Origin of the sequence: Nocardia spongicola, assembly GCF_047200775.1 — a bacterium.
GTDB lineage: Bacteria > Actinomycetota > Actinomycetes > Mycobacteriales > Mycobacteriaceae > Nocardia.
Genome location: NZ_JBJZOO010000005.1, coordinates 122,367 through 145,874 on the forward strand (window position 1 = coordinate 122,367; position 23,508 = coordinate 145,874).

Here is a 23,508-nt window from a genome sequence, read left to right on the forward strand (position 1 = left end):
TAGCGAAGCCAGGGCGCAGCGGCGCCCGTACTCGACCGCACCACATACACGGCACATTCGTAATTCCCTCATACATGCCCCTGATCGATTCGATCATCCAGAACACAAGAAAAAGCGAGAGTAATAGCAGGATCGATCGTCTTATGAGTCATCTGCTGCAGCAGAAAACCACGGGGACAGCGAACTCGGATTTCTATATGCACACGAAACCGTACGAGCCGATCACGAAAAAGATTCCAGTAGGTTACGGAAACAGCTCTATCGGGTTGACGATATCCGCCGTCAGTGTCAGCAACATATAGGCGCCACCGAGCACCACGAACACATAGGTGACCGGCAGCAACTTCAGATAATCGACCGGATCTCCCGGCGGCAGTCGACGCAGGCCACGCACCATGTCACGGATCTTCTCGTAGAGCACCACCGCGATATGACCACCGTCGAGGGGAAGCAACGGGAGAACATTGAAGGCGCCGAGGAAGAAGTTCAGACTCGCCAGCAGCAGGATGAATATCTGCCACAGACCCGCGGCAGCGGTCTCGCCACCGATGCGGCTGGCACCGTAGACGCTGACGGGTGTCTCCGGGTCACGAACACCCCCGGTGACGGCCTCCCACAAGTCCATCACCTTCGCAGGCATCCGAGCAAGGGACCGGAAGGTCTCGACCGCGAGATCACCGGTGAACGCGACCGAAGCCGGAATCGCCGAAAGCACGTTGTACTGCACCAGACCGTAGGACTCCGCGGCGACCCCGATGGCGCTGATCTCACGCCCTGGTCCGCCGTCGTCCGGATAGCGCATCACCCGGTCCGGTGTCACCGGAATAACCAGGGTTTGTCCGTCGCGTTCGACGGTGTACCTGATCGTGCCTACCTGTTTCTGCGTTTCGGCGACGAGCTGCCGCCATTCCTCCACTGGGACGTCGTTGACCTTGGTGACCACATCACCGCGTTGCAGACCATCACGCTGTGCGGGGCCGGGCCCCGTGCAATCCTGCGGAATCCCGCCGGGGAGCTCGCTGCGGATACAGCTCATCTCGCCCAATGCGGTCGGCGCGGGCTGGTCCAGGCTGGGCAGACCCCAGCCGACCGCCAGTATCACGATCAGGACCAGCCCGAGGAGGAAGTTCATCATGATGCCGCCGGACATGACCAACAGCCGTTTCCAGGTGGCCTGGCGGTACATCGCGCGGTCGAGCTCTTCCGGGCTCAGTTCATCCAGTGCCGTCATGCCCGCGATATCGCAGAAACCACCGAGCGGGAGCGCTTTGAGGCCGTACTCGGTCTCACCGCGCCGGAAGGAGAAGATCTTCGGTCCGAAACCGATGAAATAGCGGCGGACCTTCATGCCGGTCGCCTGGGCGGCCCACATATGCCCGCATTCGTGCAGCGCGATCGATATCGTGATACCGAGTGCGAACAGCACGAATCCCACGGCGAACACCATTTGCTCTACAGCCCTCCTGCGGTTGCGCAGCTCGTTCTATCCCGCACGCACGCGTCCGCTCCTGGCCGCGAGCACTTCGATCACCCTAGTGGGGCATAGACACGCCGTGCGTGTTCAGTGTGCCAGGACCCGCTCGCTGTGCGAGTCCGATCATCAGCGCTATCCCCTCAGGATCGAGCACGCCTCAGGATCGAATGCGAGCGGCGGCGAACTCCCGTGCCCAGGTATCGGCGGCGAGGACCGCCTCGAGCGAATCCGGCTCGGCATGCCATTGCCCGGCCGCCTCGACCACAGCGGCTACCGTACGGACGATATCCGGAAAGCGGATGACACCATCCAGAAATGCCTGCACCGCCACTTCATTGGCAGCGTTGTACACCGCGGTGACACTGCCACCGGCCTGCCCTGCCGTCCTTGCCAGTTCGACGGCCGGGAAGACCTCGGTGTCGATCGGCTCGAATGTCCAGGTGGACGCGGTGGTGAAATCGCAGGCCGCGGCGGCGCCGGGTACCCGGTCCGGCCAGCCGAGCGCCAGCGCGATGGGCAGCTTCATATCCGGCGGGCTCGCCTGAGCCAAGGTGGAACCATCGGTGAAGGTGACCATCGAGTGCACGATCGACTGCGGATGCACGGTGACATCGATGCGGTCGTAGGGGATGCCGAACAGCAGGTGCGTCTCGATCAGCTCGAGCCCCTTGTTCACCAGTGACGCCGAGTTCAACGTATTCATCAGGCCCATCGACCAAGTGGGGTGCGCTTTCGCCGCGGTGGGATCGACCGATGCCAGCATCTCGGCGGTCCAGCCCCGGAACGGTCCACCGGAGGCGGTCAGCACCAGGCGATCGACCTCCTCGGCGCGCCCGCCGCGCAGGCATTGCGCCAATGCGGAATGCTCCGAATCGACCGGGACGATCTGACCGGGAGCCGCGGCGCGGGTTACCAGAGCCCCGCCTGCGACCAAGGACTCCTTATTGGCGAGGGCCAGGCGGGCGCCCGACTCGAGGGCGGCCAGAGTCGGCTCCAGCCCGAGCGATCCGACCAGGGCGTTGAGCACGACATCCGCCTCGGTACGGCGCACCAGTTCGGTTACCGCCCCCGGACCACCGAGGGCCAGGTCCAACTGCCCGGCCGCGGCCGGATCGGCGACGGCGACATTACGCGTGCCGGTAGTGGCCATCTGCGCGGCGAGCAATGCCGTATTGCCCCCGCGCGCGGCGAGCCCGACGACCTCGAAGCGATCGGGATTGGCGGCGATCACCTCGAGCGCTTGGGTACCAATGGATCCGGTGCTGCCGAGCAGCAGAACTCTCACGATGTCGGACACAACTTCATTGTGTCCTACTGCCGGAAACACACTCGGCCGGCGCGGGCCGAATTACAACGACGCACCGTCGTATGTCACGATATGTGCCAACAGCTCATCGAGTGTGTACCGCGAACTCGGTACTGGAACAGCTAAAGGAGCGATCGTGGCCGCCACGGAACTCGAACACGCCGACACCGAACGCGGCATCGTCACTCGGGTGGACCCCGCCGAAGTTCCCTCCGCGGCCTGGGGGTGGAGCGGCGAGTCTCGCCGCACCTTCCGTGTAGCGGGCTGGATCGTCACCTTCATCCTGCTGGCCATGCTGATCGGCAACCACCAGGGCAGAGTCGAGGACCTCTTCCTGGTCGGCTTCGCCGCACTGCTCGCAGGCATCATGGTCCGCGACTCGGTACTGCGGCGTAAGCCACGCTAACGCTTGCGCCGCCGCGCGGGCTTCTTCGCGGCGGGAGCCGAGCGGCTGCCCGCGCGGGCGGCCGGATTTTTCTTACGGGGTTCCGCTTTTCCCCCGACAGAGATGCTTTTCCCCTTGGTAGCGGTGCGTGAGCTGCGCACAGAGCGACCACGCACCACACCGACGAAGTCCTCGACCAAGTCTGTGGTGCGTTCGGTCGGCCAGGCTATAGCGATCTCCGTATCGGGGGCATCGGCTATCGGGCGGTAGCCGAGGTCACGACGATGGTGCAGGCGGGCGAGCGAATGTGGCACGATGGCCGCCCCGCCCGCCGCGGCGACCAGTTCCAGCGCGGAGCCGACCGCGTCGATATCCGAGGTGTCCTGGAGATGCTCACCGGCTATATCGGCCATGCCCACCTCATCGAACACCGAGAGCGGATGATCGGTGCGTACTACGACGACCGGAACCTCCCGATAGAGCGGGATAGCACTCATACCGGCGCGGTCGATCGGCAGCCGTACGAAGCACATATCGACCCGGCCCGAACGCAAGGCCACCTCCTGATCGGCCTGTGTCAGCGCGATGAGCTCCAGCGTATTGCCCGGAAACCGCTCATCCCAGATCCGGCTCCACTTACCGACCGTGACGCCGGGGACGAACCCCACCCGTAGCACGGCCGGAACCGGGGGCTGCTCGGCCGCCGACTCGGCCGCGGCGATGATCGCCGATGCGCGCACCAGCAACTCCTGCCCTTCGCCGGTCAGCTGGGTCGGCTGCGCGCCGGGGACGAAAAGTTTTACCCCGAGTTCTTTTTCCAAGTCGATGACGGTGTGGCTCAACTTCTGCCGCGAGATGCGCAGCGACTTCGCAGCACGCGCGAAGTGCAACTCTTGCGCGACCGCGACAAACCAACGCAGACGCACCACATCAATCGACTCCAACCCGCTCACAAGGGAAGCGTATGCCACCGCATGGTAAGGACCACTCGCACCGCCCGATAGGCTGTACCGGTGAGCTCGGATAAGAAACCGCAGATGATGAAACCGCTGACCGCGGCGAACAAACTCGGCATCTACCTTCCAGCCGCACCCGAGGAGTTCCGTAACACACCGATCTCCCGGACCCAGCTCGACGAATTGCGCGACAATCCACCCGAATGGCTCATCGATCTGCGCCGCACCGGCCCGTTTCCCCGCGAGGTCGTAGCCCGCAAGCTCGGAGTCTCCAATACCGGATTGGCACGCGCCCAGGTCTCCGATGCGCTCACCGCGGAGGAAATCAACGCGTTGCTCGCCGATCCGCCGGAATGGCTTCTCCGGGAACGCGAGAGTTATGCGGCGGTGCGTGCGGAAAACGCACGGGTCGAAGCGAGGAAAGCCGAACAGCGCGCCGCCACCAACCGTCCGGCGAAGAATCGCGGCTGACGAGCTCGGCTCCGGGTAGCCGAGCTCGCCCGAATATCCGATGGTTCGACACCGCCGGAGCGCGGACGAGCCCGCGCGCCCCTAAAGGCCACCGCCACCGGAATTCAGTTCTCCGCGGCCAACTGACCGCACGCTGCCGCGATTTCCTGACCACGGGTATCGCGGACCGTGCATGGCACACCCTTGGCATTCACACGGCGGACGAACTCCTGCTCGACCGGCTTGGGGCTGGCATCCCATCGGGAACCAGGAGTGGGATTGAGCGGAATGACATTGACGTGCACGCGGGAACCGAGTGCCCGGTGCAGCTTCTCCCCGAGCAGATCCGCGCGCCACGGATGGTCGTTGACCGAACGGATGAGCGCGTATTCGACCGAAACGCGGCGTCCGGTCCGATCGGCGTATTGACGTCCTCCTTGGCCTCTGAAGGACCAAGGATTCCTCCCAGCGTCCACACCGGACGCTCTCGGTGGGTTCCTGTTTCACCAGGGCCTGCTCTCCGCTAGGCGGAAAGACTCACAGCCCCTCCGCAGGCGTTTAACCTCTCGGCCCGCCCGGCCGCGAGGATATTGACCGCCGCATTCAGATCACGGTCATGCGTCGTACCACACCCACATGTCCAGATACGCACATGCAAGGGTTTGCGGTCCCCGACCACACCACACACCGAACACCTGCGGGTGGAGGGCAACCACCGGTCCACCTTGTGGAAACTCCGCCCGTACCGGGCGGCTTTGTCCTCCAGCATCCGGGTGAACATCCCCCACCCGGCATCGTGCACCGACTTCGCCAACCGGGTACGCGCCAACCCCTTGACACACAAGTCCTCCACGAACACCGCTTGATTCTCGCGAATGATTCTCGTGGACTGTTTGTGCGCCCAGTCTCGGCGGGTATCGGCCACCCGCGCGTGCGCTTTCGCCACCCGTAGGCGGGCCTTGGCCCGATTGGCCGAACCCTGCTGTTTGCGCGACAACGCTTGTTGCGCTTTACGCAGGCGGCGTTCGGTCCGCCGCAGAAACCGAGGGTTCTCGATCGTGCGACCGTCCGATAACACCGCGAACACCGCCAACCCCAGATCGATCCCCACCTCCGCCTCGACCGGCGGCAACGGTTGCTCGTCGACGGCGACGACGAACGACGCGAAATACCGGCCCGCCGCGTCCTGGATCACCGTCACGCTCGATGGCTCCGATGGCAACTCCCGCGACCACCGCACCGCGATATCCCCGATCTTCGGCAAACGCAACTTGCCGCCCGGGGTGATCGCGAAGCGGGCGTTGCGGGTGAAGCGGATCGCCTGGCGCGTGTCTTTGCGGGACCGAAACCGCGGGGGCGCGATCTTCGGGCCTGTGCGTGTGCCGGTCATCGAGGCGAAGAAGTTGCGGTAGGCGGTGTGCAGATCGGCCAACGCCTGTTGCAGTACCACTGCCGATACCTCGGTCAGCCAGGCGCGTTCCGCGGGTTTTCTTCGCCATCGTCAACTGGTGCGACAACACCGCGTCCGAGGGATATGGCAGCCCGCTGGTGTGGGCGGTTCGCCGGGTGCGCAGGGCGTCGTTGTACACCACCCGCGCGCATCCGAACGCCCGCGCCAGCGCGTTCTGCTGGCCGGGGGTGGGGTAGACGCGGAAGGTGTACCGCAACTGCATGATCCCGAATTCTAGGTGCGGCGCCCCTGATGCGCGTACCGTTTCACGGTTGTGTCCAATAGCGTGCCAGGACATCGGGCAACTCAACGGCCCCGTTCAGGGCACGCTCGGGCCTTGGTGGCCCTCCCACGCGGGCCTTCACCACCGCCCTGAAGGGCGGCGCACTGGCCCGCACCCGGTAGCGGGCGGCATCGAGTACCTCCGCGACCGGCCAGCGATTGTTGACCGGGACCAGGGTGTCGCGCAATTCGTCGTCGGGAGTGCGCAGGGAGACCGCGAGCGTGACCGTTTGTGTGTTTGAGTCGGTTGAGTCCACCAAGATGGTGTACGACCGGACGCCAGCGAAGTCTGAGCGTGTCGTAACCGGGTAGGAGATGGTCACCGCGTGATCGGTCAAGACGACCAAGCCTTCGAAGGAGACTTTCACGCGATGACCGCTATCCAGCCTATCGACCCGTCCATGCCGCTGTCGGACCAACTCGCCGCCGCGAGCCCCGATCTGCGGAGGAACATGATGTCGATGTTCATCCAGACCCTGATGGGCGCCGAGGCCGACGCCGTGTGCGGCGCGGGCTACGGCGAACGCAGCGACGAACGGGTCAACTCCCGTACCCGCCCGCTGGCCCTGGGCCAACGCATGGCAACGCCTCTGGCACGCCACCACCGCGTCCTCGACAGCCTGACCACCACACCCCGCCCCTACAACCAGGAACAACAGTGGAAAAGCTGGACAGACCAGCGACTACCCCCTGCCCGAACACCCGCGGTCCGCCCGCCGCAGGCGCGTAGACCCTACACAAAACCGCATCGGTGGATCGAGGCTTAGAACGGCGCCGAGCTGGCGGGGCCCTTCATCGAGTAGCGATGCAGTGCGACGACTCGTCTGCGTTGGCAGACCTGGTTATGTCTCAGCGAACAGCGTCTTCTCAAGTCCCGCTACCGAATCCATGTGTGTCCGCATAGCGGGATCCATTACCCAGCACTGCGGGGTATACCGCTCAAACCCCAGAGATTCCCAGGTCCGTCGTACCTTCGCCAGCTCTTCCTCAAAGCGCGGATGCTCGGTCAGGCCAGTCTGGTCGTCCCGCTCCTTCAACAGCTCGATCGGGAAAGGATGTGTGGCCACCACACCAGCAGATTCAGTAAAGAGCCGAAGAATGCGACTGATAAGTAGGCGACCCACTCCGCCACGACCCCGCCAGGTCTCCGCCATGTAGACCCGGTCGATCAGGACGGCTGAGGAGTTCATGCCTTCGATGATCTCATCGAGGTCAGGATGGAAGCGATTGTCGCCGCCGAACAGAGGTGCGAAATGTGAGTAGTCCTGGGACAAGCCATCAAGGAGGTCATCAATGCGGCTCTCGACGATGTACGGATCGACCAGCAGACCGTGCATCCTCAGCACCGTCCATCGCTTCTCTGGTTCGCCACGTTCGTCAGTGTGGACTACAGAGAGGCCAAGCGATGCGTCGTCGGCTGGGATGTCATCGTCGGAACTGACGGTGTACGTGCCAGTCCCAGTCCACTGCATCAGCCCCGGGTCGTAGTAGTGGCCGACCACGGGTGCGGAGATATTGACGTTCACATCGAAGGACGCCCAATCGATCTGAGCTTGTAGTTTTGACGGGACCCCGGTGATCGGTCCACGGGCTGTGAGAGCCGGTCATTGATGTGTGCAGATCGCAGCGTATCCGGCCGGGGTGCGATATCCCAGGGCCGAATGCCGCCGCCGCTGGTTGTAGTCGGTTTTCCAATCGGTGATCACGACCCGGGTCTGGGTCAGTGACCAGAAGCTGTTGATGTTGAGGCATTCGTCGCGCAGACGCCCGTTGAACGACTCGATATAGCCGTTGCGCCAGGGCTGACCAGGCGGAATGAACGCCAACCCGACCCGCTCACCGGCCCAGTCCGCCATCACCGAGCACGCCAGCTCCGGTCCGTTGTCACAGCGCAGCACCACCGGATAGCCTCGTTCGGCCGCGATGCGGTCGAGCTCGCCGATCAGCCGATCAGCGGTGATCGAGCGCTCCACCAGCCCACCCAGGCATTCACGGGTGTGCTCGTCCACAATCGACACGATCTTCACGGGTCGCCCGTCGGTGGTGGCGTCGAACTGGAAATCGATCGCCCACACCCGATTCGGCGCGTCCGCGGTCACCTCGCAGACAGTGGAGGTGCCGAGGCGTTTGCGGCGCCGGCGCACCGGCACCCGCAGCCCCTCGGCCCGCCACAGGCGCTGAATCTTCTTGTGGTTCACCGCCCATCCCTCGGCGCGGGCCTCGTGGTAGGCGCGGCGGAATCCTTGCCGTGGATGGGTTTTCGCCCACTGCCGCAACCATTCCCGCAGCCCGGAATCCGGGTCGGTGCCCCGCTGGTCGGCCGGTGGACGGCGTTGGGTACTGCGATGCTGCCCGGTCACCCGGCACGCGGCGCGTTCACTCATCCCGAACAGTCGTCGCAGGTGAGCGACCGCCACGCGCCGGCGTTCCGGGTCTAGAAGTTTCCCTTCGCGATCTCCTTCAACGCCGCCTTCTCCAGCTCGGCCTCGGCCAACAACCGTTTCAACACGGTGTTCTCGCGTTCGAGTTCCTTGAGCTTCTTCGCGTCATCGGCCTTCAGGCCACCGAACTGGTTGCGCCACCGGTAATAGGTGGCCTCGGTGACCTGCAGGACCCGGCACACCTCGGCCACGTCCTTACCCTCGGCCAGCAGCCGATCGGCCTCGGTCAGCTTCCGCACCACCTGCTCAGGGGTGTGCCGTTTACGCGTCGCCATGATCGTCATCGAGCCTTCCCGCCCAGATCCTGGGCATTCAGACTCTCACAAACCCCGGACCGGAACAGAGGGATCAGGTCAGTTTCATGGCGCAATCCTATTTGACCTGCAATCAAATTAGCACGCATATATGCCAGCAGGTGAAACTGACAAGACGCCGACAATGCTAGCCCCAAGACTCGGCGCAGGTCGACCGCACTGGCTGCGATTCGGTCCACTTCGGCTTCTGCCGGTCAAGTGTCGATCAGTACCGCTCGGCGACCGCGAGAATCATACAGCTCCGACCTTACCCGCTGGGGCCAGTTAAGGTGGGGTTCTCGCGCACGATGACCCGAAATGGTTTGTACTGTTTGGGTTTCCGGCGCATGGTTCGGTTCCGCGACGGTGCAGCCTTTGCTAGTCGAGTGGGAGGTTCGGCGGAGTGGATCCCAATGTAGTGGTGGCGGCGGTCTCAACTGGCGCCTTGAGCGGCTTGACCGACGGCGCCAAGCTCGCCGTAGCCGACGCCTACAAGCTGCTCAAAGCGGTGTTGACGCGCAAGTATCCGGGAGTCGATGTCGCGGTGGTGGAAACGAACCCGGAATCCCCGCAGCGGCAAGGCGTCCTTGAGGCCGAACTGGTCGAGGCTGGCGTCGGCGACGATTCCGAGTTGTGCACGGCCGCTGAGCACGTGTTGAGGGTCGTGCACGAACATGCTCCGCAGGCTGCGGAGCTGGTGGGGTTGCGGCTGGAGCGTGTGTCGGCCGACGAGTTCGAAATCAGCCAGATCAGAGGCAAGGCCGCGACCGTGGTTGATGCCCGCGACGTGAACGTCCGGGGCAAGTTCACTATCCGCGATGTCCAGATCGAGGGACACCAGCCCCACCCTTAGTAGGAGCGGACCCGCACCCATCTCCGGGCGGTCGACCGCCGGGGTCCGCGCCGACCAGCACCGGTCCCAGGTCCTCGATGACCCGGCCGCGGCCGACTTCGATACACCGAACGCTGCAGCGAGCTGGCGCATCGTAAAGTTGGTTCGCCAGTAGGTGGCCGCCAGCAGCACCCGGCTCTCGAAACCCAACCCGCATGGCCGACCTCGCAACGGCCGGCTCCCTCGCTCCGCAACCGCGTGATCAGACGGGCGAACGTGCGCGGTCGCAATCCGGAGAACAACTTGACCATCACCGGATCAGACACCGAGATCACCGCCGTCGACACCATACCCGTTGCTGCGCAACAACTTACGGGTCACCCCTTTTAGGCGAGAGCCTCGATAGTCATCTTGGCGAGATGATCCGTCTTGGTCGCGTTCTTGAACAGGCTTGCAGTGTATCCGCCGTATTCGGCCTCGCCCTTCTCCGTCATCGTATGCAGAGCATTCGCCGTCAGTTCCGGCACTTGCGCGAGGATGAGACCCCAATCCGCTGCGGGATCTTCGAACCTCGCCGAGTCCAGCTTCGCGAACACGACGTGGGCGACGAGACGGTTCCCGTGCACCGCGTATCCCCGTTCCCGGTTGCCGAGCCCACCCCTCAACCGGTCGAGCTCAGCCTCCACGGCACGAAGAATCTGGACTGAACGCCAGACGCGCACGTAGGTGGTGCTGGCGTTGAACAGCGCCTTGTACGGAGCCTTCGACGTGTCGTCCCACAGCCGGCTCACCTCGCGCTTCGCCTGGGTGGCGAGTGCCGATGAACGCGCGCACGCGAGGGCCACTGCAGCCTCTGTGAACTCGCACCCCTTCTCAGGGTCGGGGCGTTCCTCACCGCTGCGGATGGCGTAGGTCAGACTGTCGACTGAAAAGTCGTCGCGAAGACGCGTCTGTTCGGGATCGAGCCCTACAAAGTCGCGGCCGCCGATGACGTTCTGGGTGTTCGTCGCGCGCGTCACGCGCTTACCGAAGTCCTCGGGGGCGGACTCCAGCGAGATGAACCGCACCATGACCCGCACCGCGTCCAGTTCCTGCTGCTTACCCGCTCGTAGTGCACGCGCGAGAGTCCCCACCGTCTGCGCACCGTTGACGATGCTGACGCCCTTGAGCCCGAACGTCCCTTGACGCCGCTCGGTGCCGCCGGCAGGGGCCTTGTCGATCGACTCGCACAGCGCTGTCACGCCGTTGTTGAAGTACCAGAACCGCTCAGGAGACTCTTCGATGGTGTCGAGCACGGACGCGTTGACCTCCGAACTCGACAGCACCAGTCGTACGTTGCGGTCGAACAAGTGGGGTCCGTGATCATGGAGCCAACCCGCCACCTCTGCGCCGCCGACGTGACCGTACACGGCGTCCGGCGGACCTTCCATGCGTCCCCAGTCCGACAGCTCTACGGTCAGATCGATCTGCGTCGAGAGCGTGTCGTCGACGAGAAGCTTGTAGACCGCGCCCTGGTTCAGGTACGTGAACAGCGCGACCTCGGTCGGATCGTTGAGGGTGGCGATGTAGTCGCCCATGTGGTTGGCCACGGCGGGGGCGACCTGGGGCGAACCCATCGTCACGAAGATGACCTCGATGCGCAGATCGGTGTTGAGCAGGGCATTGTCGAGTTCGGCGACCCGTGCGGCCACCTTGCCGTTGAAGCGATTCCAGTTCATCGTGACGAGGTCAGCCAGCCCCTTCTGGAACTTCATCATCTCGTCGAGCGTCGCGCCTCCACCGTTCCCGGCGTCCGTCCACTTCGACTGGATCAAGTACAGGAGCGGGGGTTCCGAGTCGACGCACGCGATCGCGTCGACACCGTTGTCTTCCGGTCCGTCGGTTACGCACACCGCTGCGTCCTCAGCGCTGAGACCGGCTATCTTTGTGAGCACGAATGCCGCGAGCGCCCTGGTCAGCCGAGCTTGCTCCACGAAGTCGGCGCCGTGCTTGCTGAGATCGGAGACGTCGATGTGCGGGTAGGTCGTGTCCTTGAGCCGACGCTTGATCTGCGCCACATGCAGGTCGCCCAAGGTCGCCCCCTCTCGTCACCAGTGGCAGAAGTCTATGGGATGGGCACCAGCCCTTGACGACCCGGCTGCGTTCACCGGTCAGAAGTCCTGATCCACCCGGCGCAGGATGTTCGCAAGCATGATCACCGCGTCTGCGGTGATCCAGTCTTCCCGCCGCGTTGCATCTGGCTGATGCAGATTCGGACCGGAAGGCTGGACTCGTCGGCCTCCGATGCCTCTGCGTCAGCCCTCTGCTGCGAGCTGCCCACACGCCGCGGCGATCTCCTGTCCACGCGTGTCGCGTACCGTACAGGGCACGCCCTGCGCCTGGACACGGCGCACGAACTCGTCCTGCACAGGTTTCGGGCTCGCATCCCACGCACTACCCGGAGTCGGGTTCAACGGAATCAGATTCACATGCACCAACGGCCCCAACGCCTTATGCAACTTCCTACCGAGCATGTCCGCCCGCCAACCCTGGTCATTGACATCACGGATCAGGGCATACTCGATCGAGACACGGCGACCGGACTTGTCAGCGTAATACCGTGCGGCATCGAGTACCTCCGCGACCGGCCAGCGATTGTTGACCGGGACCAGGGTGTCGCGCAATTCGTCGTCGGGAGTGTGCAGGGAGACCGCGAGCGTGACCGTGAGTCCCTCATCGGCCAGCTTGCGGATGGCCGGGGCAAGGCCGACGGTGGAGACCACCACATTGCGCTGGGAGATACCGAAGCCGTCCGGTGCGGGCGAGGTGATCCGCCGGACCGCGGCGACAACCCGCTTGTAGTTGGCCAATGGCTCCCCCATGCCCATGAACACGATATTGGACAATCGGCCCGGCCCACCCGCCACGTCCCCGTCCCGCAGGGCGGCGGCAGCGGCCCGCACTTGGTCGACGATCTCCGCGGTGGACAGGTTACGGTTCAACCCACCCTGACCCGTGGCGCAGAACGGGCATGCCATCCCACAGCCCGCCTGACTGGAAATGCACAATGTGGCCCGGTCTGGATAGCGCATGAGGACGCTTTCCAGCAGTGTGCCATCGCCCGCCCGCCACAATGTCTTGCGCGTCTCACCGTCGTCACACGCTACGTGCTTGATCACGTTCAGCAACGGTGGGAACAGCGCATCGCCGATCCGCTCCCGCACCGCGGCGGGGAGATCGGTCATCTGCGCCGGATCGGCCTGCAAACGCGCATAGTACTGCCGAGCGATCTGATCGGCGCGGAACTTCGGCAGGCCGAGCTCCTCGACGGCCGCGCGCCTGCCCTCGGCATCGAGATCGGCGAGATGGCGCGGTGGCATGCCACGGCGCGGGGCATCGAAAACCAGGGGCAGGGAGACGGTCATAATTGAGCCATTCTCCCATCTGGGCGCAGCACCGCCGTACTCGCCCACGACTGAGCAGCGATCCGACCCAAGGGCCGAGCTCAGACCAGCGCAGAGCTCAGATCAGCGTGGTCAGCACCAACCAGGAGACGAACGCCGAGGGCAGCATGGAATCGAGGCGGTCCATGATGCCGCCGTGTCCCGGCAGCAGCGTACCCATGTCCTTGATACCGAGTTCCCGTTTGATCTGCGATTCGATGAGATCACCGCACGTGGCCACCAGGACGAGGCCGACGCCGAGGACGACGCCGATCATCGAATCGGCCTGTAGCAGCAAAGTCACCGTGAGCAGCCCACCGATCACGGCGAACACCAGCGAGCCGCACAAGCCCTCCCACGACTTCTTCGGGCTGATCGATGGCACCATCGGATGCTTACCGAACAGCACACCCGCCACATAACCGCCGACATCCGAACAGACCACCAAGATCATGAAGGTCAGTACCCGCAAGTTGCCGTCCGGCTCCAGCAACAACAGCGTGGCGAACGAGGCGAGTAACGGGATCCAGGCCAGCGTGAAGACTGTGACAGCCGTATCGCGCAGGAAGTTGCGTGGCGCGGTCTGTAGACCGCGATCGAACAACCGCCACACCATGCAGATCAACGTGACGGCGGCGAAAGCGCCCATGACACCGCTCGCGCCATAGGGCCAGGCGAGCCAGAACACGGCCTGTCCACCGAGGAGTAACGGAACCCGAGGAACGAGTACGTCCGCTTCGCGCAGCCGCTTGGTCACCTCCCAGGTCGCCACACCGACCGCGGCCCCGACCACACCGATGAACACCTTCGGCACGAACAACAGGATCGCTAGCAGCGATACACCGAGGCCGAAACCGACAGTCAGCGCGGCGGGCAGATTGCGGCCGGCACGCGAACCACCCCCGGCCGGGGCGGGATGGGCGGCCACGGCATCAGCCCTTTCTATCGCCGCGGCGACCGGTATGTACCCGGATGCGCCTGCATCATCCGCATGCTCTCGCATCGCATCGGCTCCACCGTTCATCGGCGGCTCCTCGGCCGCACCAGTCGCGGCGGCATTCTCGGCCACGATCGTCCCGTCGCTCACCTTGTTGTTCCGTTCATCCCCGCCCGGGCAGGCCTTCGGCTGTACGCACTCGGCGGCATTCACGATGCCCGCCATAGTTACGCAAGCTACCGCCTCCGGGCCCGCACGCGCAGCGCGGGCGGCCTCAGACCTCGAGCAGTTCGGCTTCCTTGTGCTTGACCAGCTCATCGACCTGGCCGACATACTTCGCTGTGGTCTTGTCGAGTTCTTTCTCGGCCCGCCCGACTTCGTCTTCTCCCGCCTCGCCGTCTTTCTGGATACGGCTGAGTTCATCCATCGCTTTGCGGCGGACATTGCGGATGGCGACCTTGGCGTCCTCCCCCTTGCTCTTGGCCTGCTTGGCGAGCTCACGGCGGCGTTCCTCGGTCAGCTGCGGCACCGAGATCCGGATGATGTCACCGTTATTGGTCGGATTGACGCCGAGATCCGAGTTACGGATCGCGGTCTCGATCGCCCCGAGCTGCCCCGCCTCATAGGGCTTGATCACGACCATGCGCGGCTCCGGCACCGTAATGCTGGACATCTGGGTGACCGGGGTCGGCGAGCCGTAGTAGTCGACCACGACCCGGGAGAACATGCCCGGATTCGCCCTACCGGTACGAATGGTTCCGAGATCGTCCTTCGCCACCGAGACGGCTTTCTCCATCTTCTCCTCGGCATCGAAGAGCGCTTCTTCAATCACGACCGTTCCCTCCACAGCGTCGTCATGTCATGACCCGCGATCCGCAGGCCTCAGGACCGAACCAATGTGCCGATCTTCTCACCTGCGACCGCCCGGGCTATATTTCCCTTGGTCAACAAATTGAACACCAGAATCGGCATCTGGTTGTCCATACACAAGCTGAAGGCAGTCGCGTCGGCGACCTTGAGATCGCGCTCGATGACTTCCTTGTGGGTTATCTCGGAATACATGGTCGCGGTCTCGTCGATGCGCGGATCGGCGGTGAACACGCCATCCACGGCCTTGGCCAGCAAGACCACGTCCGCGCCGATCTCCAAGGCGCGCTGCGCGGCAGTGGTATCGGTGGAGAAGTAGGGCATCCCCATACCCGCACCGAAAATGACCACGCGTCCCTTCTCCAGATGCCGTTTGGCGCGCAGCGGCAGATACGGCTCGGCGACCTGGCCCATGGTGATCGCGGTCTGCACCCTGGTGTCGATGCCCTGCTTCTGCAGGAAATCTTGCAGCGCAAGGCTGTTCATGACCGTACCGAGCATGCCCATGTAGTCGGAGCGGGCACGTTCCAGGCCACGTTCCTCCAATTCGGCGCCACGGAAGAAGTTTCCGCCGCCGATCACCACCGCCACCTGGACACCGGTGGCGACCACCTCGGCGATCTGCTCGGCGACCGTTTGCACCACATCCGGATCCAGCCCGACTCTGCCACCACCGAACATCTCCCCACCCAATTTGAGTAATACCCGGCGATAGCCTGGGCGATCGGTCCCCGGGTCCGTCATGGGTCTCCAGTCTCCTTCGGCGATGGATTGTGGTTGTTCGCGGTAATTCAGCTGATCCAGCGTGCTCGGGACAGCCTGTGTACCGAGTAAGGTAGCGGCACCTATCCTGCCTCATCCGGTTCGGGCCGCAGCAGAAGACCCCCCGCCCACCGGCTTGTCGTCCGGTCGGCGAGGGGCCTGCGCACTGGGACGGCGGACTTAGTTCGCGCCGACCTCGAAGCGAGCGAAGCGAGTCACGGTAACACCGGCCTCATCGAGCAGCGCCTTGACGGTCTTCTTCGAATCGGTGACCGACGGCTGCTCCAGCAGCACGACGTCCTTGAAGAAGCCGTTGACGCGCCCCTCGGTGATCTTCGGCAGCGCGGCATCCGGCTTGCCCTCCTCGCGAGCGGTCTGCTCGGCGATCCGGCGTTCGTTTTCCACGATATCGGCTGGAACCTCATCGCGGGACACGTACTTGGCCTTGAGCGCGGCGACCTGCATGGCGGCGGCACGCGCCGCCTCGGCCGCGGCGTCACCCGTACCGGTGTACTCGACCAGCACGCCGACGGCGGGCGGCAGATCGGAGGCACGCTTGTGCAGGTAGGTGGCGACCGGGCCGTCCAGCGCGACCACGCGGCGCAGCTCGAGCTTCTCGCCGATCTTCGCGGCGAGGGCCTGTACGGCTTCGTCGACGGACTTGCCGCCCAGATCCAGCGCCTTCAGCGTCTCCAAGTCGGCAGGCTTGGCCGCTGCCGCCGCCGTGACGACCTGCTCGGCCAGCTGCTGGAACTCCGCGTTCTTCGCGACGAAATCGGTCTCGGAGTTGATCTCGACCATGACGCCGTCCTTGGCGACGACCAGGCCTTCCGCGGTGGTCCGCTCGGCACGCTTGCCGACGTCCTTCGCACCCTTGATGCGCAGCAGTTCGACAGCCTTGTCGAAATCACCGTCGGTCTCGGCCAGCGCGTTCTTGCAATCCATCATGCCGGAGCCGGTCAGCTCCCGGAGCCGCTTCACATCGGCAGCGGTGTAGTTCGCCATTGTCGGCGAGCCTCCTTCGGAGAAGTGTGCGTTCTTGGCGGAGGCGAGCACGAGGACATTCGCTCGTGCTCGCCTACGAGTCTCTGGCTTCGGCGGCTCAGGCTTCGGCCGAGGTCGCCGAGGTCTCAGCCGGGGCTGCCTCAGCGGTAGCGGCCTCAGCGGTGGCGGCCTCGGCGCTCGGGGCGGCCTGCGCGAGCAGTTCCTGCTCCCATTCGGCCAGCGGCTCACCCGCGCCCGCTTCCGGCTTCTCGTCGCCACCGGACAGACCGGCACGCGCCTGCACACCCTCGGCCACCGCGGAGGCGACGACCTTGGTCAGCAGTGCGGCGGAGCGGATCGCGTCGTCGTTACCCGGGATCGGGTAGTCGACCAGGTCGGGGTCGCAGTTGGTGTCCAGGATCGCGATGACCGGGATGTTCAGCTTGCGCGCCTCACCGACGGCGATGTGCTCCTTGTTGGTGTCGACGACCCAGATGGCCGAGGGCACCTTCTGCATATCGCGGATACCGCCGAGGGTGCGCTCCAGCTTGTTCATCTCACGCGTAAGCATGAGAATTTCCTTCTTGGTGCGCCCCTCGAAGCCACCGGTCTGCTCCATGGCCTCGAGTTCCTTGAGGCGCTGCAGCCGCTTGTGCACGGTGGAGAAGTTGGTGAGCATGCCGCCGAGCCAGCGCTGGTTGACGTAGGGCATCCCGACACGGGTCGCCTCGGCCGCGATCGACTCCTGGGCCTGCTTCTTGGTGCCGACGAACAGCACGCTGCCACCGTGGGCCACGGTTTCCTTGACGAACTCGTAGGCCTTGTCGATGTAGGTCAGCGTCTGCTGCAGGTCGATGATGTAGATGCCGTTGCGGTCGGTGATGATGAACCGCTTCATCTTCGGGTTCCAGCGCCGGGTCTGGTGTCCGAAGTGTGCGCCGCTGTCGAGCAGCTGCTTCATGGTTACGACAGCCATGGCTCTCGTACTCTCTTTCGTTGCCGGTTGACGCAGCGAATCGGCGATCCGCTGCCCTGGCACCACCGAACCGCCGGACCCCACGGTATGTGGGGACCAGCCGACGATTCACTGTTTCGCACAGGCTGCCGCGGACCAAGAGCCATCGAGGCCATCGAGTTTCCTACGAGCAGCGCCGTTACGAACAAGCACGGGTGGCGCGCGAAGTCGGTCGGTGCGAGCACAGACCGCTCATCCAGTCTAAGGCTTGCGGGCGCCCTGTCCTAAATCGGCTCGATCCAGCCTCCTCGATCCAGCCTCCTCGTTCGGGCCGATACCGGGCCGGAACGGCGAATTTCCACAGGCGAGTAATTTGTCCACATACGGCGCATCACGGGCGCCACGCGGCGTGGCGCACGCGACAGTGGAGGCGTGCCCCGGTTCTCTCCGTCCGCCCTCCCGCCCCTGGCTGCCGCGCCGCACACCACCTCGATGCCGGGCATCCCGCCCCGGCGGCTCCAGGCCGGGCCGCCCTCCGGCGCTGAGCTGCCCAGGCGGTACGCACTGCCTCAGGCACCTGCCGGAGCCAGTGCGTACCGCGACGAAAATCACGGTCGGGCTCGGTCGGGTTCGGCTCGCCGTATCCGGACCCGCCGGAACCTTTCGGTGCTGCTCGGTCTCTGCCTCACCGCAGTTGTCGCGACAGCGCCGATAGCGGCGGCGGCACCGGCGGGACGATTCGGCTGGCCACTGCACCCGCGGCCCACCGTGGTGCGCCAGTTCGACAAGCCGACGCACAACTGGCTACCCGGGCACCGCGGTGTCGATCTGGCGGGCACCGAGGGGCAGGCGGTACTCGCGGCGGGAGCGGGGATAGTGGTCTTCGCCGGCATGGTGGCGGATAAGCCCGTTGTGTCCCTCAGCCATCCCCATGGATTACGCACCACCTACGAGCCGGTGCGTGCCAGCGTTACTGTCGGGAGCCGGGTCGAGCGCGGCGACCGGATCGGCACCCTGGTGTCCGGTCATCCTGGATGCGCCACCCCATGCCTGCACTGGGGGGTACGCGCGGAGGACGGTAACCGTCGCGACCCCGGATATCTGGACCCCCTCGGGCTCTTACGCCTCACCCCCCTGCGGCTCAAGCCGATAAACCCCACCGACCGTCCGCGACGCCGCCCACGCCGCCCACGCCGCCGCATCGCAAGCCACCCCGTGCTTCCACCGCGAACCCACAGGGGCGCGGCGGAAGCTAGAGGGCAGGTAGCGCGGCGTCGAACACCCGTGGCGGCGTCGACCGGCCGGCTAGGGCGTGACGATAGCGAAATCGGGGTCCGGAGCATCGAAGAGAGCGACCAGTTCCGCGAGTTTGGCGACATCTCCCTCGGTGAGGATATCGCCCGAGGCCGCCGCGACACCGAAATCTTCACCGGCGAGCAGCACCCGGATCATGGTGTCCTTGGTCAGCGTGAACGCGGCGTCCGGTTCGGGAAGGCTCATACCTGGTCCGATATCGAAGTGGGTCAGCCTGCCGTTGCGCAGTTCGAGCCGATGCCTGCGATCCTCATCGGTGAAAATCCAGTCCACCACCACCCGATGGTCCCACGCTTTGGGGCCGTCGACCCGCAAGGCCATAGCGTCGAAGAGCTGCTCGACGGTCAGCGCCACGAGCATCGGCGGTGCGCTGCTCTTGACCGGTGTACCGAACACTCCGTAACGCAGTTCATAGGCTCCGCTGAGGTAGAAGTTACGCCAGATCGCATTCTCCGCCCCGTAACCGAGTTGCTCGAAGGTACTGGCCTGCAACGCTTTCGCCGCCTCGTTACCGGGATCGGCGAAGATCACATAGTTGAGCACCTGGGCCACCCAGCGGTAGTCACCCGCATCGAAGGAGCGCTGTGCCCTGCGCAGCACTTCGTCCGCACCACCCATGTACTCCACGTGCCGCTGCGCCGATTCGACCGGCGGATATTCCCACAGATGTGCGGGATTCCCGTCGAACCATCCCATATAGCGCTGATAGACGGCTTTGACGTTGTGACTGACCGAGCCGTAGTAACCGCGGGCGTGCCAGGCATCGGCGATAGCGGGCGGAAGCGTGATCATCTCGGCGATCTCCGCACCGACATACCCTTGATTCAACAACCGGACAGTCTGGTCGTGCAGGTACCCGTACAGATCACGTTGGATCGAAAGGTATTCCACCAGGCGCGCGGTATCCCAGGTCGGCCAGTGGTGCGAGGCGAAGACCACATCGGATTCGTGGGCGAACATATTGATCGCCTCGGTCAGGTATTTCGCCCAGACCTGCGCGTCCCGCACCAGCGCACCACGCAGTGTGAGCAGATTGTGCAGGGTATGGGTCGCGTTCTCCGCCATGCACAGCGCGCGGCGCTGCGGGAAATAGAAGTTCATCTCCGCGGGCGCTTCGGTACCGGGCGTGAGCTGGAAAACCAGCCGTATCCCGTCGACCGTCTCCTCTTGGCCGGTCCTGGTGATGTCGACGGTGGGGGCAATCAGTGAAACCGTACCGACCGAAGTGGTCTGCCCGAGCCCAGCGCCCACCGAACCGAGCGGACCGCGTGGCAGCACCGCCCCGTACATATACCCCGCACGACGCGCCATCGCGGTACCCGCGTAGATGTTCTCCGCCACCGCGTGCTCCAGGAAACCGGCGGGCGCCAGCACCGGGCATCGTCCCGAGGCGACCTCCTCCACGGTGGTCACTCCCGCCGCGCCTGCGAAATGGTCGGCATGGGAATGGGTATAGATCATCCCGGTGACCGGGCGGTCACCACGGTGCGCGCGGTAGAGCGCCAATCCCGCGGCCGCGGTCTCCGCGGAGATCAGCGGATCGATTACGAGAACACCGGTGTCTCCTTCGACCAAAGTCATATTGGACAGATCCAGGCCACGGATCTGGTAGATGCCCGCGGTGACCTCGAACAGTCCCTGTCGCACTGCCAGCCCGGACTGCCGCCAGAGGCTTGGATGGACCGACGCCGGGCAAGGTTCACGCAGGAAGTCGTAGGAATCGTTGTCCCATACGACAGTTCCGTCTTCGGCGGTGACCACCCCCGGCGCCAAGGCTGCGATGAAACCACGTTCGGCGTCGGCGATATCCGCGGTATCGGCGAACGGCAGCAGATCTGCCGCACGCTGCTGTGCCGCCGTGATGAAACGGCTCGGCTCGCTCGCTGTGCTCATTGTCGTCCTCCTGGATGTCGACAACCTGCGGTGGCCGCCCACATCAGGGCGGTGGATCGAACAGACCTACGGTGAAGGTCGCGAACGCCGCGAGCGCGACGACGCCCACCGCCACCGCTGCCACGGCGACACTGCGGCCCCCGTGCGCGAAATGCCCTCGACGTAACCCCTGGCTACGCAGCGAACAGGCTCCGGCAAGCGCCGCCATCGCGAGCGCGGCGCCGATGAGCGCGATCGCGGCCGGATGCCAGGTGATGCCGGTGGCCGCGTGCAGGAACAATACGGACACCGCTATCGCCGATACAGCTGTGCGCCGCCATGCCAGCGCAGTGCGTTCGGCGGCCAGATGTGGTGCGTTCATCGCAGCATCACTGCCACACCAGCCAACAGTGTCACGATCGCGATACCCGCCGACAGGATCGGCACCAGTACCGTGTCCGGCAATGCGTCGCCGCGCCGCATGGCCGCCTCGACGCGCCGCCAGTGTGTGTACGCGCCGACCGCGACCATCGTCGCCAGCACCAGACAGCTCAGCGCGATCGCCCGCCGGAACCCCGCTATCCGCGACGGGTCCACCAGCGTGTGCACTGCCACCCCACCGGCGAGCAAACCCAGCGATGTCCGCATCCATGCCAAAAAGGTGCGCTCGTTCGCGAGCGTGAACCGGTAGTCGAGTTCTTCTTCGCCCTCCTCGGATTCCGCATCGGGGCTCGGCAGGGTCACGCTGTCCTGCCTCTGGTCACGGGATGCCGAGTATCGGCACATCTCGGCCACCACACGATGGTCACAACACACGCCGCTGCTTCGGCCCATGACACGTCGCGACCTTGCGCCGCCATACCTTCCGGTGTGGACGTACCGGGCAATACCGGACGCCCGGTACGGCGACTATCCACCACTTTCGACCACGGAGCACGAAAAGGGCCCGATCCACAGCATTGCCCCGCAGTACTGCACCGGTCGACGACAACCACCGGCATCACTCCATCGCTCGTTGCTTCGGCAAACCTCGTAGCGTTGGCAAACAATTGGCTACGCTAGCTTAACCGGACCCATAGGGGCCGTCCACGCTCTCCACTCGCCCGTGATCCGGTGGTTATGCGGTGCCGGACGAACGGTTGGAGTCCGATCACGGTCGCCTGTGTCAAGCGCGTGGATGGGCCTGGTCATGCGCTTTCTTCAAACGGTCGATGGAAACATGGGTGTAGAGCTGGGTAGTCGCCATACTGGCGTGACCGAGGAGTTCCTGGACAACCCGCAAGTCCGCACCGCCTTCCAGCAGATGCGTCGCCGCAGTATGCCGCAATCCGTGTGGCCCCAGGTCAGGCGTACCGGGAAGAGCCGAAACAACCTCGTGCACAACGGTTCTGGCTTGACGCTGATCGAGGCGTCTACCGCGACGACCGAGCAGCAGCGCACGACCGGACGCGGCGGTCGCGAAGGCAGGACGCCCATAGCGCAGCCAGTTGCCGACCGCCTCGTCGGCAGGCGAGCCGAACGGCACCGAGCGCTCCTTATTACCTTTACCCAGCACCCGAACCACCCGTCGCTCACGATCGACATCATCGATATCCAGCCCGCACAGCTCACCGACCCGGATACCGGTGGCATAGAGCAACTCCACGATCACCCGATCGCGTAATGCCATCGGTTCACACTGGGCGGCACCGGATTCCGCCGCATCCATAACACCGATCGCCTGCCGCTGCCCGAGTACAGCTGGCAGCACCCGATGCGCCGTAGGGGCCACCAGCCGCAGCCCAGGATCACTGGACAACCGGCCGGTCCTGGTGAGCCAGGCTGTGAAGGTGCGTGCCGACGCGGCCCGGCGCGCCAATGTCGTTCGCGCCGCACCCGCCGCGACCTGCTGCGCCAACCAGGAACGCAGCAACAGTAAGTCCAGCTCCCGAATCGCCGAATCCGCCGAGCGCGCATACAGATGCGACAGCAGGGAGCGAGCATCACCCAGATAAGCCCGCACCGTATGCGCCGAGCGATTCCGCCCGAATCGCAAATGCCTGCCGTATTCCACGAGCAGGGCTTCCATATCTTCGGGCAATTCCTCCATCACCCCACCGTCCAGGTCACTGCCGTGGTTGGCAAGCCACCGCACCGGACACGAGGATTGATAGGAGGCTGGGACGGCTCGAGGTATGGCGGTTCCTCGGCGTGCTCGCGGGCTCGACCGAGACGACGGAGATCGAAAGCCTTGTCGATCGGATCCGCTGCGCAACCTGGCATGATCCCGGTGACGAGATCTGGTATCTACACCTGGCGATCGAGGACCCGACGCGGGGTATCGCTTGGGTCCTGGATGGACAAGACTTCAACTGAACTCATACGTGATCGCTGGCGGAACTGCTCGGCACAATATCTCGCTACGTCGGTCGAGCCGCGCTCGTCGTTCTCGAAGGAGTCGCCATCACCACCGTGACCGTACTGCATTCGGCAGTTGTGGACGTTCCGCCAGCCTCGGATCGGTACGATCAGTTGATCTTCCGCTGA

At 64.6% G+C, this 23,508-nt stretch carries 20 protein-coding genes and 6 pseudogenes; 5 read left to right on the plus strand and 21 right to left on the minus strand.

Translation table 11 applies throughout. The annotated features are described in order from the left end of the window. Positions 1 to 244: 244 nt before the first annotated feature. Positions 245 to 1,447: a M50 family metallopeptidase gene (locus tag ACL02S_RS12715; protein ID WP_412802584.1), complete on the minus strand. Its 1,203-nt coding sequence runs from the start codon at positions 1,445 to 1,447 to the stop codon at positions 245 to 247. A 184-nt stretch (positions 1,448 to 1,631) separates the two neighbouring features. Next, positions 1,632 to 2,771 (minus strand): 1-deoxy-D-xylulose-5-phosphate reductoisomerase, encoded by a 1,140-nt coding sequence (dxr, locus tag ACL02S_RS12720; protein ID WP_412802585.1) that lies wholly within the window; start codon positions 2,769 to 2,771, stop codon positions 1,632 to 1,634. A 145-nt stretch (positions 2,772 to 2,916) separates the two neighbouring features. Here dxr and ACL02S_RS12725 point away from each other — a divergent pair, with 145 nt between their 5' ends. Continuing rightward, positions 2,917 to 3,186, plus strand: a complete 270-nt coding sequence (locus ACL02S_RS12725) for a DUF2631 domain-containing protein (RefSeq protein ID WP_412802586.1) — start codon at positions 2,917 to 2,919, stop codon at positions 3,184 to 3,186. On the opposite strand, the gene ACL02S_RS12730 is transcribed toward ACL02S_RS12725, so the two are convergent. Next, positions 3,183 to 4,118: a LysR family transcriptional regulator gene (locus ACL02S_RS12730; protein ID WP_412802587.1), complete on the minus strand. Its 936-nt coding sequence runs from the start codon at positions 4,116 to 4,118 to the stop codon at positions 3,183 to 3,185. The genes ACL02S_RS12725 and ACL02S_RS12730 overlap by 4 nt on opposite strands. A 60-nt stretch (positions 4,119 to 4,178) precedes the next feature. Between ACL02S_RS12730 and ACL02S_RS12735 the strand changes: the two genes are divergently transcribed. Then, positions 4,179 to 4,592, plus strand: coding sequence for a DUF5997 family protein (locus ACL02S_RS12735; RefSeq protein ID WP_412802588.1), 414 nt, complete (start codon positions 4,179 to 4,181; stop codon positions 4,590 to 4,592). Between the two features lie 104 nt (positions 4,593 to 4,696). Here ACL02S_RS12735 and ACL02S_RS12740 read toward each other — a convergent pair. The 4 genes and pseudogenes from ACL02S_RS12740 to ACL02S_RS12755 all read right to left on the minus strand — a co-directional run. Next, positions 4,697 to 5,002, minus strand: a pseudogene (locus ACL02S_RS12740) (23S rRNA (adenine(2503)-C(2))-methyltransferase RlmN); the annotation flags it as partial. Positions 5,003 to 5,094: 92 nt separating this feature from the next. Further along, positions 5,095 to 6,021: an RNA-guided endonuclease InsQ/TnpB family protein gene (locus ACL02S_RS12745; protein WP_412802589.1), complete on the minus strand. Its 927-nt coding sequence runs from the start codon at positions 6,019 to 6,021 to the stop codon at positions 5,095 to 5,097. Positions 6,022 to 6,175: 154 nt separating this feature from the next. After that, positions 6,176 to 6,319: pseudogene (locus tag ACL02S_RS12750) on the minus strand (helix-turn-helix domain-containing protein); the annotation flags it as partial. A 103-nt stretch (positions 6,320 to 6,422) separates the two neighbouring features. Next, positions 6,423 to 6,533, minus strand: a pseudogene (locus ACL02S_RS12755) (23S rRNA (adenine(2503)-C(2))-methyltransferase RlmN); the annotation flags it as partial. Between the two features lie 141 nt (positions 6,534 to 6,674). On the opposite strand from ACL02S_RS12755, the pseudogene ACL02S_RS12760 reads away from it, so the two are divergent. Further along, positions 6,675 to 6,854 (plus strand): annotated as a pseudogene (locus ACL02S_RS12760) (transposase); the annotation flags it as partial. Positions 6,855 to 7,145: 291 nt separating this feature from the next. Here the strand turns inward: ACL02S_RS12760 and ACL02S_RS12765 are convergent. Then, positions 7,146 to 7,829: a hypothetical protein gene (locus ACL02S_RS12765; protein WP_412802590.1), complete on the minus strand. Its 684-nt coding sequence runs from the start codon at positions 7,827 to 7,829 to the stop codon at positions 7,146 to 7,148. Positions 7,830 to 7,907: 78 nt separating this feature from the next. Next, positions 7,908 to 9,019, minus strand: a protein-coding gene (locus tag ACL02S_RS12770) for an IS3 family transposase (RefSeq protein ID WP_412802789.1) whose coding sequence is annotated in 2 segments (ribosomal slippage) — positions 7,908 to 8,752 and positions 8,752 to 9,019 — 1,113 coding nt in all. Because the reading frame shifts where the segments join, the coding sequence is not laid out codon by codon here. A gap of 421 nt (positions 9,020 to 9,440) precedes the next feature. On the opposite strand from ACL02S_RS12770, the gene ACL02S_RS12775 reads away from it, so the two are divergent. Beyond that, on the plus strand, positions 9,441 to 9,890 hold the full coding sequence (locus ACL02S_RS12775; RefSeq protein WP_412802591.1) for a Het-E N-terminal domain-containing protein: 450 nt from the start codon (positions 9,441 to 9,443) through the stop codon (positions 9,888 to 9,890). A gap of 55 nt (positions 9,891 to 9,945) precedes the next feature. Here ACL02S_RS12775 and ACL02S_RS12780 read toward each other — a convergent pair. The 8 genes and pseudogenes from ACL02S_RS12780 to rpsB form a co-directional block, all read right to left on the minus strand. After that, positions 9,946 to 10,219, minus strand: a pseudogene (locus tag ACL02S_RS12780) (helix-turn-helix domain-containing protein); the annotation flags it as partial. 36 nt (positions 10,220 to 10,255) lie between these two features. Then, entirely contained in the window at positions 10,256 to 11,941 is a 1,686-nt protein-coding gene (locus ACL02S_RS12785) for an AIPR family protein (protein ID WP_412802592.1), read from the minus strand. Between the two features lie 222 nt (positions 11,942 to 12,163). Then, positions 12,164 to 13,273, minus strand: coding sequence for a dual-specificity RNA methyltransferase RlmN (gene rlmN, locus ACL02S_RS12790; protein WP_412802593.1), 1,110 nt, complete (start codon positions 13,271 to 13,273; stop codon positions 12,164 to 12,166). 97 nt (positions 13,274 to 13,370) lie between these two features. Then, positions 13,371 to 14,315 (minus strand): phosphatidate cytidylyltransferase, encoded by a 945-nt coding sequence (locus ACL02S_RS12795; RefSeq protein WP_412802790.1) that lies wholly within the window; start codon positions 14,313 to 14,315, stop codon positions 13,371 to 13,373. Between the two features lie 187 nt (positions 14,316 to 14,502). Continuing rightward, positions 14,503 to 15,060: a ribosome recycling factor gene (frr, locus tag ACL02S_RS12800; RefSeq protein WP_412802594.1), complete on the minus strand. Its 558-nt coding sequence runs from the start codon at positions 15,058 to 15,060 to the stop codon at positions 14,503 to 14,505. 50 nt (positions 15,061 to 15,110) lie between these two features. Next, positions 15,111 to 15,839 carry a UMP kinase gene (pyrH, locus tag ACL02S_RS12805; RefSeq protein WP_412802595.1) on the minus strand — a complete coding sequence of 243 codons (729 nt, stop codon included), beginning with the start codon at positions 15,837 to 15,839 and terminating at the stop codon, positions 15,111 to 15,113. A 198-nt stretch (positions 15,840 to 16,037) separates the two neighbouring features. Then, a complete protein-coding gene (gene tsf, locus ACL02S_RS12810; RefSeq protein ID WP_412802596.1) occupies positions 16,038 to 16,862 on the minus strand; it encodes a translation elongation factor Ts in 825 nt (274 codons plus the stop codon). A gap of 97 nt (positions 16,863 to 16,959) precedes the next feature. Further along, on the minus strand, positions 16,960 to 17,817 hold the full coding sequence (gene rpsB, locus ACL02S_RS12815) for a 30S ribosomal protein S2 (RefSeq protein WP_412802597.1): 858 nt from the start codon (positions 17,815 to 17,817) through the stop codon (positions 16,960 to 16,962). A gap of 621 nt (positions 17,818 to 18,438) precedes the next feature. Here rpsB and ACL02S_RS12820 point away from each other — a divergent pair. Then, a pseudogene (locus ACL02S_RS12820) lies at positions 18,439 to 18,951 on the plus strand (M23 family metallopeptidase); the annotation flags it as partial. Between the two features lie 150 nt (positions 18,952 to 19,101). On the opposite strand, the gene ACL02S_RS12825 reads toward ACL02S_RS12820, so the two are convergent. The 4 genes from ACL02S_RS12825 to ACL02S_RS12840 form a co-directional block, all read right to left on the minus strand. Next, positions 19,102 to 21,003 carry an alkyl/aryl-sulfatase gene (locus ACL02S_RS12825; protein ID WP_412802598.1) on the minus strand — a complete coding sequence of 634 codons (1,902 nt, stop codon included), beginning with the start codon at positions 21,001 to 21,003 and terminating at the stop codon, positions 19,102 to 19,104. 43 nt (positions 21,004 to 21,046) lie between these two features. Continuing rightward, the gene (locus ACL02S_RS12830; RefSeq protein WP_412802599.1) at positions 21,047 to 21,364 is read right to left on the minus strand and encodes a DUF202 domain-containing protein; all 318 of its coding nucleotides are present in this window, start codon (positions 21,362 to 21,364) and stop codon (positions 21,047 to 21,049) included. Continuing rightward, positions 21,361 to 21,726, minus strand: a complete 366-nt coding sequence (locus ACL02S_RS12835; protein ID WP_412802600.1) for a YidH family protein — start codon at positions 21,724 to 21,726, stop codon at positions 21,361 to 21,363. Before ACL02S_RS12835 ends, ACL02S_RS12830 begins: the two co-directional genes overlap by 4 nt. Positions 21,727 to 22,147: 421 nt before the next feature. Next, positions 22,148 to 23,071: a tyrosine recombinase XerC gene (locus ACL02S_RS12840; protein ID WP_412802791.1), complete on the minus strand. Its 924-nt coding sequence runs from the start codon at positions 23,069 to 23,071 to the stop codon at positions 22,148 to 22,150. Between the last annotated feature and the right edge of the window lie 437 nt (positions 23,072 to 23,508).

Coding starts and splice junctions, on each gene's coding strand:
- ACL02S_RS12715 (WP_412802584.1), bottom strand. CDS start 1,447: ATGGTGTTCGCCGTGGGATTCGTGCTGTTCGCACTCGGTATCACGATA.
- rlmN (WP_412802593.1), bottom strand. CDS start 13,273: ATGACCGTCTCCCTGCCCCTGGTTTTCGATGCCCCGCGCCGTGGCATG.
- ACL02S_RS12795 (WP_412802790.1), bottom strand. CDS start 14,315: ATGAACGGTGGAGCCGATGCGATGCGAGAGCATGCGGATGATGCAGGC.
- pyrH (WP_412802595.1), bottom strand. CDS start 15,839: ATGACGGACCCGGGGACCGATCGCCCAGGCTATCGCCGGGTATTACTC.
- tsf (WP_412802596.1), bottom strand. CDS start 16,862: ATGGCGAACTACACCGCTGCCGATGTGAAGCGGCTCCGGGAGCTGACC.
- rpsB (WP_412802597.1), bottom strand. CDS start 17,817: ATGGCTGTCGTAACCATGAAGCAGCTGCTCGACAGCGGCGCACACTTC.
- ACL02S_RS12825 (WP_412802598.1), bottom strand. CDS start 21,003: ATGAGCACAGCGAGCGAGCCGAGCCGTTTCATCACGGCGGCACAGCAG.
- ACL02S_RS12830 (WP_412802599.1), bottom strand. CDS start 21,364: ATGAACGCACCACATCTGGCCGCCGAACGCACTGCGCTGGCATGGCGG.
- ACL02S_RS12840 (WP_412802791.1), bottom strand. CDS start 23,071: ATGGAGGAATTGCCCGAAGATATGGAAGCCCTGCTCGTGGAATACGGC.